The sequence below is a fragment of the Nonomuraea sp. NPDC049152 genome, from assembly GCF_040648355.1.
Lineage (GTDB): Bacteria > Actinomycetota > Actinomycetes > Streptosporangiales > Streptosporangiaceae > Nonomuraea.
Genome location: NZ_JBEZDO010000002.1, coordinates 322419 through 336204, shown reverse-complemented (window position 1 = coordinate 336204; position 13786 = coordinate 322419). Strand labels below are relative to the sequence as shown.

Annotated in this window: 17 protein-coding genes; 9 read left to right on the top strand and 8 right to left on the bottom strand. The window is 69.4% G+C overall.

The annotated features are described in order from the left end of the window. Positions 1-22: 22 nt before the first annotated feature. From AB0B45_RS05345 to AB0B45_RS05335, 3 genes are read right to left on the bottom strand one after another with little or no spacing between them, the layout of a single operon-like run. A complete protein-coding gene (locus tag AB0B45_RS05345) occupies positions 23-955 on the bottom strand; it encodes a D-2-hydroxyacid dehydrogenase (RefSeq protein ID WP_358125626.1) in 933 nt (310 codons plus the stop codon). Then, positions 952-1152, bottom strand: coding sequence for a hypothetical protein (locus AB0B45_RS05340; protein WP_358125623.1), 201 nt, complete (start codon positions 1150-1152; stop codon positions 952-954). Before AB0B45_RS05340 ends, AB0B45_RS05345 begins: the two co-directional genes overlap by 4 nt. A gap of 45 nt (positions 1153-1197) precedes the next feature. After that, positions 1198-1440: a hypothetical protein gene (locus AB0B45_RS05335; RefSeq protein ID WP_358125620.1), complete on the bottom strand. Its 243-nt coding sequence runs from the start codon at positions 1438-1440 to the stop codon at positions 1198-1200. A gap of 207 nt (positions 1441-1647) precedes the next feature. Here AB0B45_RS05335 and AB0B45_RS05330 point away from each other — a divergent pair, with 207 nt between their 5' ends. Beyond that, positions 1648-1833 carry a hypothetical protein gene (locus tag AB0B45_RS05330; protein WP_358125617.1) on the top strand — a complete coding sequence of 62 codons (186 nt, stop codon included), beginning with the start codon at positions 1648-1650 and terminating at the stop codon, positions 1831-1833. Between the two features lie 27 nt (positions 1834-1860). Here the strand turns inward: AB0B45_RS05330 and AB0B45_RS05325 are convergent, their stop codons facing one another. Both AB0B45_RS05325 and AB0B45_RS05320 read right to left on the bottom strand, forming a co-directional pair. Further along, positions 1861-3519 (bottom strand): TROVE domain-containing protein, encoded by a 1659-nt coding sequence (locus AB0B45_RS05325; RefSeq protein WP_358125614.1) that lies wholly within the window; start codon positions 3517-3519, stop codon positions 1861-1863. A 396-nt stretch (positions 3520-3915) separates the two neighbouring features. Next, positions 3916-4038 (bottom strand): hypothetical protein, encoded by a 123-nt coding sequence (locus tag AB0B45_RS05320; RefSeq protein WP_358125611.1) that lies wholly within the window; start codon positions 4036-4038, stop codon positions 3916-3918. Positions 4039-4138: 100 nt separating this feature from the next. Between AB0B45_RS05320 and AB0B45_RS05315 the strand changes: the two genes are divergently transcribed. From AB0B45_RS05315 to AB0B45_RS05285, 7 genes are all read left to right on the top strand, one after another. After that, the gene (locus AB0B45_RS05315) at positions 4139-4432 is read left to right on the top strand and encodes a hypothetical protein (RefSeq protein ID WP_358125608.1); all 294 of its coding nucleotides are present in this window, start codon (positions 4139-4141) and stop codon (positions 4430-4432) included. Between the two features lie 517 nt (positions 4433-4949). Further along, entirely contained in the window at positions 4950-5093 is a 144-nt protein-coding gene (locus AB0B45_RS05310) for a hypothetical protein (protein WP_358125605.1), read from the top strand. A 152-nt stretch (positions 5094-5245) separates the two neighbouring features. Next, positions 5246-6877: an ABC transporter ATP-binding protein gene (locus AB0B45_RS05305; protein WP_358125602.1), complete on the top strand. Its 1632-nt coding sequence runs from the start codon at positions 5246-5248 to the stop codon at positions 6875-6877. A 225-nt stretch (positions 6878-7102) separates the two neighbouring features. Beyond that, complete coding sequence (blaOXA, locus tag AB0B45_RS05300; RefSeq protein WP_358125599.1) at positions 7103-7960, top strand: class D beta-lactamase; 858 nt, start codon at positions 7103-7105, stop codon at positions 7958-7960. A gap of 146 nt (positions 7961-8106) precedes the next feature. Then, positions 8107-8421, top strand: a complete 315-nt coding sequence (locus tag AB0B45_RS05295; RefSeq protein WP_358125596.1) for a hypothetical protein — start codon at positions 8107-8109, stop codon at positions 8419-8421. Positions 8422-8776: 355 nt separating this feature from the next. Further along, positions 8777-9097, top strand: a complete 321-nt coding sequence (locus AB0B45_RS05290) for a GYD domain-containing protein (RefSeq protein ID WP_358125593.1) — start codon at positions 8777-8779, stop codon at positions 9095-9097. A 121-nt stretch (positions 9098-9218) separates the two neighbouring features. After that, a complete protein-coding gene (locus AB0B45_RS05285) occupies positions 9219-9866 on the top strand; it encodes a hypothetical protein (protein WP_358125590.1) in 648 nt (215 codons plus the stop codon). 100 nt (positions 9867-9966) lie between these two features. Here AB0B45_RS05285 and AB0B45_RS05280 read toward each other — a convergent pair whose 3' ends face one another. Beyond that, positions 9967-10983 carry a WYL domain-containing protein gene (locus tag AB0B45_RS05280; RefSeq protein ID WP_358125587.1) on the bottom strand — a complete coding sequence of 339 codons (1017 nt, stop codon included), beginning with the start codon at positions 10981-10983 and terminating at the stop codon, positions 9967-9969. Positions 10984-11077: 94 nt separating this feature from the next. Between AB0B45_RS05280 and AB0B45_RS05275 the strand changes: the two genes are divergently transcribed. Beyond that, entirely contained in the window at positions 11078-11662 is a 585-nt protein-coding gene (locus tag AB0B45_RS05275) for a DinB family protein (RefSeq protein WP_358125584.1), read from the top strand. A gap of 415 nt (positions 11663-12077) precedes the next feature. Here AB0B45_RS05275 and AB0B45_RS05270 read toward each other — a convergent pair whose 3' ends face one another. Further along, a complete protein-coding gene (locus tag AB0B45_RS05270) occupies positions 12078-13028 on the bottom strand; it encodes an alpha/beta hydrolase (RefSeq protein WP_358125581.1) in 951 nt (316 codons plus the stop codon). 88 nt (positions 13029-13116) lie between these two features. Further along, entirely contained in the window at positions 13117-13710 is a 594-nt protein-coding gene (locus tag AB0B45_RS05265; protein WP_358125579.1) for a GNAT family N-acetyltransferase, read from the bottom strand. Positions 13711-13786: the final 76 nt, after the last annotated feature.

Here is a 13786-nt window from a genome sequence, read left to right as displayed (position 1 = left end):
ACGCCGGCCGTCCGGCAGGTGGTCAGTAGCCCCTCGACCACCGCACGACGTTGCGCAGCGGCTCGCCCGCGACGAACCTGCGCCAGTTGTCCTCGAAGACCTCGAGGATCTGGCCCGACTCCTGGTCGGAGCCGCCCGCGGTGTGCTGGGTGAGCAGCGTGTTCGGGGTGCTCCACAGCGGGTGTCCCGGCGGCAGCGGCTCGGTCGACGTCACGTCGAGGACCGCCCCGCCGAGCCGTCCCTCCCGCAGCGCCGCCACCAGCGCGTCCTCGTCGACCAGCGAGCCGCGCCCGGCGTTGACGAGGATCGCGTCGGCCGGGAGCAGCGCCAGCCGCGCCGCGTCGAGCAGCCCCGCCGTCTCCTCGGTGCCAGGCAGCAGCCCCACCAGCACGTCGGTCTCGGGCAGCAGGGCGTCGAGCTCGGCCAGGCTCATCCTGCGCGAGTAGAACGTGACGCGGCAGCCGAAGGGGGCGAGCAGCTCGGCCAGCCGCCGCGCGATCGTGCCCGCGCCGAGGATGACGACCGACGCCCCGGTCAGCAGCCGCAGCCTGGGCCTGATCGGCTCCTTCGACCAGGCCCGCCGTTCTCCCAGCCTGGCCAGCTCGTCCGTCCCCCTGTACAGCGCGAGCAGCCCGGCGAGGCAGGTCTGCGCGACGGGATCGGCGAACGTGCCCGACAGGTTCGTGACGGTGATCCGCTGCCCGAGCTTGGACCAGTCGAGCTCCAGGTACCTGTCGATCCCCATGGACGACAGCTGCAGCCACCGCAGGTTGCCCGTCTCCGTCAGCCATTCGGGCGGGCAGTTGCCGACCGCGACGCTCGCCGCGGCGAACGCCTCGGCGTCGCGGCCGGTTTGCTCCTTGGGCTGGGCGAACCACACGGGCACGTCGCCGGCCAGCGCGCGGACCCGCTGCCGCTCGGCGGCGGTGAGCGCCAGCTCGACGTAGAGGCTCATCTGTCCACCCTGCGCAGGGCCTCGGCCATGCCGGCGCCCGGCGCCTCGGCGGCCAGCTCGCGGAGCTGGTCGGCGAACGCCAGCGCCTGCTCACGGGACATGCGCGGCTCGGTGCCCGTGTAGAACACCACGATGTCCCCCGAAGGGGAGCGCACGGGGGTGAAGGGAAGCGAAGGGGAGATCACCATGATGGACATCAGTCTTTCGTACCTGACCGACAATTTCGGGTTTCGCGGTGGGGCTCACTCGGCGATGCGGTCGACCAGCTTCGTCCAGAAGGCGATCAGCTCGCTGCCGGTGTAACGGATGAAGTGGATGCGGTCGTGGCCGCGGTAGACGGCCACCTCGGTCAGCGGGGCGCCACCCTCCTCGAAGCTCGTGTAGAGGGAGGTCCAGTCGTCGGGTCCGGGCACCCACTCGGGGAAGGCCAGGCGGGCGGCCTGGTCACGGAGTGCGGAAATCCAGCGCTCCCCCGAGGAGTCCATACTTCACGGTGACAGGAGACGCACCAAGCCGCGGCAAAACCGCCACGTCGACGGGGGTGCTCCCGGCTCTCGCGATTCATGATGAAGCGCCACAACCCTTTCCGCGGGGCTGAGTCTCCCCTTGACGAACGCGACCTCGTACTTGGCGGCCCCTTGCCATCGGGGTCGATAACCTGCCGGGCAACGATCACCTTAGGGGGACTGAACATGCAGCGTTTCACGATCATGACCGCCGGCGTGGTGCTGGCGCTGGGCCTGGCAGCCGCTCCGGCCGTCGCCGCCACCGCCCACTCGGCGCCGGTGCCCGTCCACACCGGCTCCGACCTCATCACCCAGCTGCTCGGCAAGCTGCTCGGCGGCACCGCCGTGGGCTCGCTCAAGGGCCTCGGCTAGGACCAGGCCCTGACGGCACCCCGGACGTCAGGACCTGACGAACCCGTTGACCACCATCGGCAACGAGGCGTCCAGGCCGGCGACGTTGAGCACGCCGTCGTCCTTCGGGTCGCCGATCGTGTAACCGGCGGCGGTCATCGCGGCGACGACGGTCCTGGCGTCCGGGCTCACCGACCGGCGGTAGTGGGTGAGCGCCTGGCTCGGGTGCGAACGGCCCGCCCACGTCTCGTTGTCGGTCAGGACGACGATCCCGTCGGCGGCGAACCGCTCGCGCGCCGCCCAGGTGAACGGCAGCGATAGGTCGGTGCCGCCGCCCGAGGGCGCCCACGAGGAGATCTCCCGCAGGTTCGTGCGCGGCGTCACCTTCGACGCGCGCACCACGGTGTCGACGTCGATGACGTGCACGTTGTCCTTCTCGATGCGCGTCAGCATGACGGCCAGGGCGCAGGCCGCCTCGTAGGCGGTGCCGAGCGGCGATCCGCCGGAGTGGACGGCCTGGCTCATCGAGCCCGAGGAGTCCACCGCCACCAGCAGCCGCCTGCCCGAGGGCTCGACGGCGCCGAACGACAGCTCGTACGTCTCCTCCAGCGCGTCGAGGATCGCCGGGACCGGCGTCCACGTCTGGGCCTCCGCCTTCCTGTCCGGTTGGGAACGGCCCGAGCCGTACACGCGCATGGCGAGCCACGCGTCCATCGGGTGGATGCGCGCCCTGTGGACCGCGTCGGCGTCGGACAGCCGCGCGACCGCGCGCGCCGTGGCGTCACCCATGGGCCGCAACGTGCCGATGCGGGTCATGCGGGCCAGGTTGCGGATGAGCGCGGTCATGCCGACCGTGTCCACCAGCGCGTCCCACACGCCGGGCTCGCGCAGCATCGCGTCGGGCAGGAACTCCCACGGCACGCGCGCCTCGGTCACCACGCGGACCGCCTGCCCGGCCGACGTGACCGCCTTGGCGGTCAGGAACCGGTCGACGGAGGGCAGCACGTCACGGGCCTCGTCGTCGGAGACGTTGCCCGCGATCCACCCGAACAGTGTCCTGCGCCGCTCGTCGTCGGCGGCCGGGTGCGCGATGCGCAGCACGTCGCGCAGCGAGAACGCCTCGCCCTGCGGCGTCCTGCGCCGGGCGGCCTTGCACGCCTTGAACGCGACGTCGTCGGCGTCGCCGGTGAGGAACCACGAGCCGAGCGCCGTGCGCAGGCTGCGGCCCACGACGGGCGCGCTGCCCCTGCCGGTGGCCTTGCCGCCCAGGTTCTTGTAGTAGCCGAAGAACTGGGCCAGGTGGTCGGTGGTGCGGGCGACCTTGGCCAGGGCCGATTTGGCGGCCTGCCGGGTGTCGGCGTCGCCCTTGGCGTAGCAGGCGGCCAAGGCGAACAGCGCGGGGCGCTGCTTCGGCGCGCGCGGCGGCCTGGCCGTGGAGATGCCGGTCAGCAGCGCGACGACGCGGGGGCCGTCCTCGCCGATGGCCTGGAACAGCACGTCCGCGTTGTCGGCTGTCAGCCTGTCCTCGCCGACGTAGTAGGTGCCGCCGGTGGTGCCCAGGATGAGGAAGTCCTCCAGCCTGGTCCACAGGTCCTTGGCGAACACGTGGCCGCCGGCCGCGTTGGGTACCTGGTCTGTACGGCCGGCGATCGGCCGGTTCTGCGGGGTCGCGATCGCCGAGACGGACGCGAGGGGGTCGCGTGCCACGGTGGTGCTCCTTCGGTTTCGACCCGCCGTGAAGGCGGATGTGGGAAGGGGAGCGGATGTGGGGATGGCCGCCGGGTTAGACAGATGCGCTTCCGAACTGCGCCACCTCTCGCGTTGCCGCGGGAGGGCGGGATTCGAACCCGCGACCCTCTGTTCCCGATAACCGACGACCTTCGACCCGCTCCCCTGCTCGTCAGCCCTGCCGGTGGCGCGGATGTGGGGACTCCGGCCGGGTGTGCCCGCCAGGTGGGCGGCGGCCGCACGAGAGCGGCCGCAAGGAGTCGAACCTCGATAACCGACGGGATTCGACCCGCGTCACCGGCAGGGCTGACCAGATGGCCCCAACGGTAGCGATCTACGCGGCGCCCCACATCCGAATATTCGGCGCCGGCCTGATCACCTGGTGAACCACCAGTAGGCGATCACGAGCGCGGCGACGAGCAGGGCGACGGCGTATCCGAGCAGCGCCCTGCCCAGGCGGCGTCGGACATGGCCGGGGCGGTGGCGATCAGCGGTCATGGTGTGTCCTCCGCGGCTCAGAATACGAACTCTTTGTCCCTCATGCCGGGTTTCGGCCTACCGGGACGGGCAGGTTCCCCACGACAAGGGGGGATCTTAGATGATCAAGAAGTTGCATCACATGGGCCTCAGGTCCGGCCACATGTACTCCGCGGGATTCGCCGCCATCGGCGCGTCCATCTGCACCTGGCTGATCTCCGCGACGGCCGAGGACGCCGGGATCGACAGGGCCGACCGGTGGGGGATCTTCATCGGCGAGTGGGCACCCACGCTCTTCGTGCTCGGGATGGCCCTGCGGATGGAAGAGGCCCGCGAGGAGAAGGAGGAGATCTCCGAGACGGCCGTGTTCGACAAGTCGATGGCCGGCAGCAGCCGCGCCCGCGCAGGCGTGTAGCCACTCCAAGCGCAGGCCGCCGCGCGGCGCGCGGCCTGCGCCCACCCCCTCGCCCCCACCCCCCTCTTCCCTTCATGCAGGCGCTTGCGTAACCCCGTTCAGCCTGCCACCTCTCCCCTTCTCAGCCACCGCGGACGGACGACTCAATTGCCGCGCGGAAGGCATAACCGTGGCGACAAGCCGTTAGATCACCATCCTTATGCCGAAATATCCGCATACAGGCATGGAATTTTGTGTTCGATTTGTTGCGCGGACATCTTTGCCCGTACAACGAAATCATGTCAAAGTTTGCGACATCTGGCAGCCGGCCATGCCTGGCTTGAGATGGCATTGACCCAGGTCGAGCAAGGTATGGCAATCCTGTAGAGGATTTATCGTCAATTTACCGAAAATGTCCTTTTGATCTCCTTGGGATCGCGCCGCAAAGAGATGTTCAATATGCGCGACAATTGATGATTCATCCCGATTTGGGTGCTAACGTCCTGTTGTGAGAGACAGCACATCACGGGGAGGAAACATGACTCTCAACAAACTGTTCCCGACACACCCGACCAGCGCGAACTGGTGGGGCTGCCGGCGTCGGCGTCGCTGCGGCTGCGGCGGTGGCTGGGGCGGCGGCTGGGGCTGGGGCGGCGGCTGGCGCAGGGGGTGGTGGTGGTAGTTGACACCCGTGAGAGCCGATGGATTTCCCGTCGGCTCTCATTTCATGCTCGGGACAGCTCCCCCCTCGCCCCCGCTGTCACCATCCGCAGGACTTTCAGGGAGTTCTGGCCCTACACCCGCGGCCTACGGAAACTGTTCGTCGCCGGCGTCGTGCTCGCCATCCTGGCCGCACTGTGCGAAGTGGCGGCGATCGCGCTGTTCGGCTACATCACCGACCAGGTGCTCAGCGCAGGTGACCTCGGGGCTTTCTGGCGCCCCGCCCTCACCTGGCTGGGTCTCGCGGTGGTCGCCGGCGTCTTCTCCTTCGCCGGTTCCTACGTCACGGCGCTGGGAGCCGAACGCTTCCTGCTCAAGCTGAGGGACGCCGTCTTCGCTCACCTCGAGACCCTGACGCCCGACTTCTTCGACAACCGCAAGCTCGGCGACCTGATGGCCAGGCTCACCGACGACGTCCAGGCGATCGAGGAACTCGTCGGGTCAGGGCTTGTCAAGGTGGTCACCACCCTGGCCAGCGTGGTCTTCTTCGCCGGCGCCGCCTTCTACATCAGGTGGGACCTCGCGCTGGTGACGATGGCGCTGATCCCCGCGTTCCTGCTGGTGTCGAAGCTGTTCGCCGGCCGGTTCAGGACCGCGGCCGCGCGCGAGCGGCTCAGCAACGGCGCGATGAACAGCGTCATCGAGGAGAGCCTGTCCAACCAGTCACTCGTCCAGTCCTACAACCGTCAGCGGTCGGAGTCACGCCACCTGCACAGAGAGGGGCGCACCTGGCTGAAGGCCAACATGACGCAGGCGTGGCTGTCCGGCGCGTACGGCCCTGCCGTACAGGTGCTGGAGACCATCTGCCTGATCGTCATCATCGGCTTCGGCGCCTGGGAGATCGCCTCCGGACGTCTCTCCATCGGCGGCCTGCTGGCGTTCGCCGCCTACCTGGCCTACCTCTATCCGTCCGTGCAGAGCCTCGGCGAGATCGCGCTCACCGTCTCCGAGGCGGCGGCGGGATCCGACAGGGTCATGGAGGTGCTGCGGGCCCGTCCCGCGGTCAGCGACAAGGCCTCCGCCGTACCCCTGGCCACGCGCAGCCGTGGCTACATCGAGTTCGCCCATGTCTCCTTCACCTATCCCAAGCGCCGCCAGCCGACGCTCCTGAACGTGTCGTTCACGGTCTCACCCGGCGAGCTCGTCGTGGTGACAGGGCCGAGCGGCGCGGGCAAGTCGACGCTGGCCAAGCTGCTGCTGCGCTTCTACGACCCCGTGACGGGAGGGATACTGCTCGACGGCACCGACATCCGCGACGTGACCATGGCCTCTCTCCGCGACAACATCACCCTGCTCCACCAGGAAAGCCTGCTCTTCTCGGGGACCGTCCGCGACAGCATCGCGTACGGCAGGCCGGAGGCGACGCTCGACGAGGTCGTGCAGGCGGCCGAGCTCGCGGGGGTGCACGACTTCGTCAACACCCTGCCCCAGCGGTACGACACCCCGATCGGGCAGCGGGGACGCCTGATGTCGGGCGGGCAGCGGCAGCGCCTGGCGATCGCGCGGGCCATCCTGCGCGACGCGCCTGTGCTGGTGCTCGACGAGCCGATGACCGGCCTCGACGAGGTCACGGCGGCGCGCATCATGGAGCCGCTGGCCCGGCTGATGGAGGGGCGCACCACCATCATGATCACCCATGATCTGCGCCATGTTCCGGCAATGGCACGCACGATCACGCTCGAGCCTGCGCGACGCCCGAACCGGATCACGTTGAAGCACAGAAGAACCCGTAACGCGCCGGCGTGACGAACGGTCAGCTGCTGCGTCATGATCCTCCATGACGGTTTCCTGCACGAGACTGCCAACGAATTGCGGGAGACCGTCGCGGAGATGAAGCGAGTCAGGCCCGGCCTTCCCTGGACGGCCGGGCCGCCTCTTGCCCTATGAACAGGCACGATATCTGTTCTCGTATCGTTCGATGATCAATATCACTATTGGACATGTCACCGGCGCGCTGGTCTGATCTCCCGCATGAAGCGTCCCACGATGTTGTTGAACGCCGCCCTTCTGACGATCTCCGCGCTGGCCGGCGGCACGGTCCCCGCCACGGCGACCCCCGCGCCAGCCCAGGCCGCCGATGCCGCCCTCCAGACCGATCCGGTCGTCAGGGACGATCTGCGGGCTCTCTTCGACCAGGCCGGCGTACGCGGCACCTTCGCCCTCATGGACGTCAGGACCGGCCGCACCACGGTCGTCGACCGCGCCAGAGCCGAACGCCGCCTGATCCCCGCGTCGACCTTCAAGATCCCTCACGCCCTCGTCGCGCTGGAGAGCGGCGCGGTCAAGGACGAGAACGAGGTCATCCCCTACGGCGGCCGACCCCAGCGCTTCCCCGAGTGGGAGAAGGACATGAACCTCGGCGACGCCATCAGGGCCTCCAACGTCCCCGTCTTCCAGACGATCACCCGCCGGATCGGGCTCAAGAGGGAACAGCAGTGGCTCAACCGCCTCGGCTACGGCAACCGCGAGGTCGGCGCCGTGGTCGACACGTTCTGGCTCGAGGGACCGCTGGAGATCTCGGCCGTCGAGCAGACGCGCTTCCTGTCCAGGCTCGCCCGCCAGAAGCTGCCTGCCTCCAAGAAGAACCAGCAGCTGGTCCGCGACATGCTGAAGATCGAGGAGAAGGACGGCTACGCCCTCTACGCCAAGACCGGCTGGGCCTTCGACGTCAAGCCCAGCATCGGCTGGTGGGTGGGCTGGGTCGAGCGCGACCACCGCCTGTACACCTTCGCGCTGAACATCGACGTGAACGCCGACAGCGACACGAGCAAGCGAGTGCCGCTGGCCCGCGACCTCCTGAAGCGCCTGAACGTCCTGCCCGCCTCCTGACCTCTCACATCCGACGCGGTACTCCCCCGACGTCGTCAAGAGCCGCCGACCACCCAGGCGGGAGCGCCACCCCACAAGAGAGCTTGACTCCATGTAGTCGTGCAGTTACTAATGGCGAGGTTCCCCCATGAAAGGAAACCCCGACCATGCGCATCGCTCTCAGCACAGGTGCCGCCCTCACCGCGTCCGGCCTCCTCGTCGCGAGCCTTCTCGCCCTGCCCGGCCAGGCCGCCGCGGCAGTCCCCGCAGGCAACGCCCCGACCTGCGTCACCGTCTGGGAACACACAGGACGCATCACCAAGACCGGCTACGCCAGAAACGACTGCGACTACTCGCTGAACCTGAAGATCGTCTGGGCGCGCGGCACAGACGGCCCCTGCGAGACCGTGCGGCCCGGGCAGACCATCAGCACACAAGTGCCCCGCGGCGTCCGATCCTTCGACGGCGCCAGCAGATGCTGACCTGACCGCAGGCACCACATCGAAGCCCTCGCTCTCACACAGAGCGAGGGCTTTTCGCGTCATCGCGCGGCCACCCCCCGCTCTGCGCGAGCGACCCCGGTCCGGTCAGCGGCCCATGAGGCACTCGAACATCATCGGGAGCGCCGGCGACCCGCGCCGGCAGCGCTCCGGTTCTTCGTCCGTGCGGTGGGTGCGCGGCATGTTCGGCGACGGCACACCATCGCAAGGTCCTGTGCGTCGCCAGGCGGAAATCAGTCCATCGGCTGGGCTTACCGTCGACCGATGTCGAGAAGTTCGTCCACGTCATCGCATTCGTGGCCGTTCCGGCAGGGGCGGCCAAGGAAGGGGTTCAACCATGCCCAAATACCTCATCCAGGCGGGCTACACCGTGGACGGCCTCAAGGGGGTCCTTCGCGATGGAGGCACCGCGCGGCGCCAGGCGGTGGATCGCATGGTGGAGAGCGTCGGTGGCCGGGTCGAGCAGATGTACTTCGCATTCGGCGAGAACGACGTCTACATCGTCGCCGACCTGCCCGGCAACGTCGCCGCGGCCGCCGTTGGCCTCAGAGTGACGGCAGCCGGCGGAGCACGAACGAAGACGGTTGTCCTCCTGACGTCGGAGGAGATCGACGAGGCCACCAGGCAGGAGGTGGAATACCGAGCCCCCGGCACATGACAGCGACCGGGGGTCGTCGTCAACGCGGTGAACCCGCCATGCGGCGTCCCCCACCGCGTTCCCCGTCCCGCTGTCCGCCAAGCCGCTGGCCCAGGCGACGCAGGACGCGTTGCTGCTCTTCATGTCCAGCACCTGCGGCACCTGTCACGGCCTCGCGGCCGATCTGGGCAGGTTCGCGGGCCGCCAGATGGTGGCGATCATCGCCGGCGGCTCCTCCGCCGATCTGCTCGCGATGCTCCCACCGCACGTCAATGCCTTCGACGGCGAGCAGGCCAAGGCCGTCGACGCCGACCTGCCCATCGCGATGTGGCCCACCGTCGTCCTGCAGAGGGACGGCTTCATGATCGCTGTCGCGACGGGCGGCGACGCCGACAGCGCCGCGGACCTCGAGGTGCTGCGGGAACAGAGACTGGACGTACCAACGGGGGATGACAGCATGCTCGTCGAGCACGTGAAGAAGACGCGGCTGACGAGGAGCAGGTTCCTCGCCGTCGCCGGGGCGACACTCGTCGGGGTGGCCAGCAACGCGTGGTTCCCCGGACGAGCCGAGGCGGCGCCGGACGGCTGCTACGGTCTGCCCGGCTGCAGCTGCTGCTCAGCCACAAGCTGCTGCGCGAGCGGCCGCACCAAGCGCTACACCTGCGGCGGCAAGCAGTGCTGGACGACGTGTGCCTACTTGGGGAGCACGCTGTACCGGTTCGACTGCTGCGACTACACCAAGAGCGGCAGCGGGTGCATCTGCCGGGTGAATCACCGGCCCTGCACCTGAGCGAAGGCACGATGCGGTGGACCCGGCCCACCGCCTCGCATCCGGCGGTGGATGCGAGGCCGTCCGCACGCTGCCGTACCGTGCTCGACGCGCGCTTGGCTCATTGGATCGGGGGCGGCGTGGCGGGCGCGCCGGTTGCGGCGTCGGCGTAACGGCGGGACAGGTGCGCGAAGGCGTCCTTGAGCTCGGCCGGGCCGACGACCTCGATGTCGGCGTCGAACCTGCCCATGGCGGCGGCCAGGCCAGGCCATGACCACGAGCCCAGGACGAGCCGGCAGCGGTTCGGGCCGAGTTCCTCGACGACTCCGTCGCGGGTGTAGCCGGACACGACGGAGGCGGGGAGGTCGAGGATCACCTCGCCGCGGCAGGGCCAGTCGCCCGAGCCGTCGGAGCCCCGGAACCTGCTGGTCACGAAGGCGGCCACCGCACCTCCTGGCAGTTCGCGCGGGGTGAAGCGGGGCCCTGTAGGGGTGCGCGGGGTGATCCGGTCGGCACGGAAGGTGCGCCAGTCCTCGCGGTCGAGATCCCAGGCGACGAGGTACCAGCGCCCGCCCCGGGTGACGAGGTGATGGGGCTGCACCCGGCGCGGCGGGGTCTGCACGCCGTCGTCCTCCACCCCTGGTGGGGATGCGGGGGTGTAGTCGAAGCGCAGTACTTCGCGGGCGTGGACGGCGGCGCTGAGTGCGATGAGCACGGTGCTGTCGACCTGTGGGTCCGGTCGGCTCGCGGGCCGCTCGACGGCGGTGACCTGGAGAGTGTCGATCCGGCGGCGCAGCCGTACGGGCATGACCTGCCGGACGGTGTTCAGCGCCCGCGCCGCGGCTTCCTCGATGCCGGCAGCGGTGGTGGTGGCGATCTGGAGTGCGATGGCCAGAGCGACGGCCTGCTCGTCGTCGAACAGCAACGGGGGCAGCTCCGTGCCGGCCTCGAGCCGGTACCCACCGTCGGGCCCCTTGAAGGCCACGATGGGATAGCCGAGCTCGCGCAGGCGGTCGACATCACGGCGCACGGTGCGCGGGCTGACATCCAGCCGTTCGGCCAGCAGCGCCCCCGGCCAGTCCCGGCGCGCCTGGAGCAGCGAGAGCAACGACAGCAGTCGCGCTGAGGTCTTCGGCATGACTCCATATTCCCCTGAGAAGCGGACACAACCTGGCCGCTGCCCCTGCGATTGTCATCCCGTTCCCGACAACAACCGGAAGGATCTGAAGGCGATGACCGCCACCACCGACCCCGCGACGTCCCCGACCCTCGACGCCGAGCGGGCCGACCTGCTCGGCCAGCTCCGTGCCGCGCGGTCCGCCCTGCTCACCACCGTGCGCGGGCTCAGCGACGAGCAGGCGGGCGAGCGCCCGACGGCCAGCGCGCTGTGCCTGGGCGGCCTGGTCAAGCACGTCGCGTCCATGGAGGAGGACTGGCTGAGGTTCGTGGTCGAGGGCCCGTCGGCCATGCGCTACGACCTGCCCGAGGGTGTGACCTGGGAGGACTTCGCGGCGGGCACCGCCCGTGAGTACCCGCAGTGGGCGATCGACCACCAGAACGACTTCCAGGTGCTGCCCGGCGAGACGCTGACCGGCATCCTCCAGCGCTATGAGCAGGTCGCCGCCCGGACCGCGGAGATCATCGCCGCCGTCCCCGACCTGTCGGCCACCCACCCGCTGCCGGAGGCGCCGTGGAACGAGCCGGGGGCGGTGCGCAGCGTGCGCCGCGTGCTGACGCACCTCATCGCCGAGACCGCCCAGCACGCCGGGCACGCGGACATCCTGCGCGAGACGCTCGACGGGCAGAAGTCGAGCTGACCGGCGGATTCCGCAGGATCGGACCGCCGTCCCGATCCGGCGCCGCGCCGGATCGGGCTGGGGCCGGGTGCCGACCGCCCGGCCCCGCCAGTGCCACCGCCCTGCCCACGCGAAGGCCAACACCCGCGAACACCCTGGAGGACCGACATCGGCCCGCTTGACGTGTCCTATGTTCCGCCCGCCATCGAGCACGCGGCGCTGCGCAGGCGAGCGGCCCACGAGCGCGCCGCGGCGTGACCAGATGACCGTTCTCGACACCAGGGCGCTCAACCGCGCGGCGCTCGCCCGGCAACTGCTGCTCGACCGCGCTGGACCGCTCGCTTGGCAGGACCCGCGCGGCCCGCCGTTCCGGGGTGCGCGCTGGACCGGCCGCTCGGCACGACCAGCGCGGCTCGCCGCTTCGGGGTGCGCTGGGTCAGCGGCCGGCGAGCTCGGCGAAGATCTCCACCAGTTCAGGCCGGTCGAACGGGCCGACATGGGGTGCCGCGACGCTTCGCACCTCAGTCGGGTTGTCCGGAGTGAGGCGGTCGGCCTCGTTGATGAATCGGTCTTGCAGTGCAGGCGGAATCAGCCGGTCGAGGGTGAAGCGCACATACGTCCGGGGAATCCGGCCCCAGGTCTGCGCTTCGCCCCGAGCCTCAGCCATGGGAATGCTGGCGGTCTCGTCCGGCTCGAGCATGTTGAGCAGCCGGCTCACCTCCTCGTCGGTGAAGTCGCCGGCAAGGCACTGCTTGACGGCCTGGAACACCGACGGGTCGGCCGAGCGCCAGTTGAGCCGGTTCACCCCCAGGATCGCTGGATCGGCAACCTTCACCGCCTCTATAAGAGGGAGCAGGCTGTCGCTGTTCTCCGGCGTGGCGAGATAGGCGGCCATGTTCGGCAGGTCCACACAGCAGTACGCCGCGACATAGACAACCCGCTCGAGCAGGTCAGGGACGGCGTTGCCGACCCTGCTCACGGTGACGCCGCCCTGGCTGGCACCGGCAAGGATCACCGGCCCGTGGCGGCGGGCGCGGCGCACCACATCCACGACGCGCTCGACATAGTCGTCGATGGTGATCTTGGCGAGCGGCGACGGCTCGGTGGCCAGCGCTTCGAGGTCCTGCGGGGCCTGGTACGCACGGGGGAAGAACCCTTCATCGCCGTGTCCTGGAAGGTCGACGGCCACGCTCCTGTGCCCGCGCAGGGTGAGTTCGCGGATCAGCCCCGAGCACCAGGACGACGAGGCGTTGGTGCCGTGGACGAAGACCAGGGTCGGCGGGCGCCGATCATCACCGTGATCGATGGCGGGGGTCGCGGTGTCGTGAAGCGGCGTCGCGCCGAGCTCGCTGACACCGCTGGTCCCTGCTTCGTGGTTCGTTGTCATCAACGTTCTCTCTCCTTTTGCCTGTTGGGTTGTCTGGCGGGTTCCGCTGTTGAGTGAGGGTGGCTGGACGGGCGGTGCGAGCCGGCGGTCAACGGCGCGGTCGGCGCCACATCGGCCGCAGGAGCGGGCTGTCGGCCACGCGAACCGGTTCGCCGAGATCCTCGAATCCGTGCCGCAGGTAGAGGGCACGGCTCCGGGGCGAACTCGCCTCCAGATACGCGGCGAGCCCGTCGGCGTCCGCCCGCGCGAGCCGGTGCCGCAACATCGCCGAGCCGAGCCCGGCGCCCTGCCGCCCACTGATCACCCCCATACACGGGAGGTAGAGGTGTGGTTCGCGATCGGGGTGCCGTTGAGCCAGCGCCTGGCCCAGAGCCCGCAACCGCGCGCTGCTCTCTCCCGTCTCGGGCACGTCTGGATGCTCCCCATGGGGCGCCTCGCCTGTGGCCAACGTCAGCCACACCGACGCACCCTCGCGACGGCCGGCCAGGTATGCCTCGCCGGCGGGATGGGTGAGCAGAGGACGGTAGAAGTGCGACTGGAGACGACCTCGTTCGCTCGCCTCGGGGAAGATCCAGCAGACGAGGGGATCGTCCACGAACGCCTCGGTCAGGACGTCCAACACCGCCTGCCGGTCCGCGTCATCCGCCTGCCGTACAAGCGCGTACGACGTATCTGATGTCATGCGTACAGAGTATTGAACCAGCCGCAGAACTGGCGCTATTCCGCGACGTAGGCGAAAAAAGTGAACTAGTACGGTA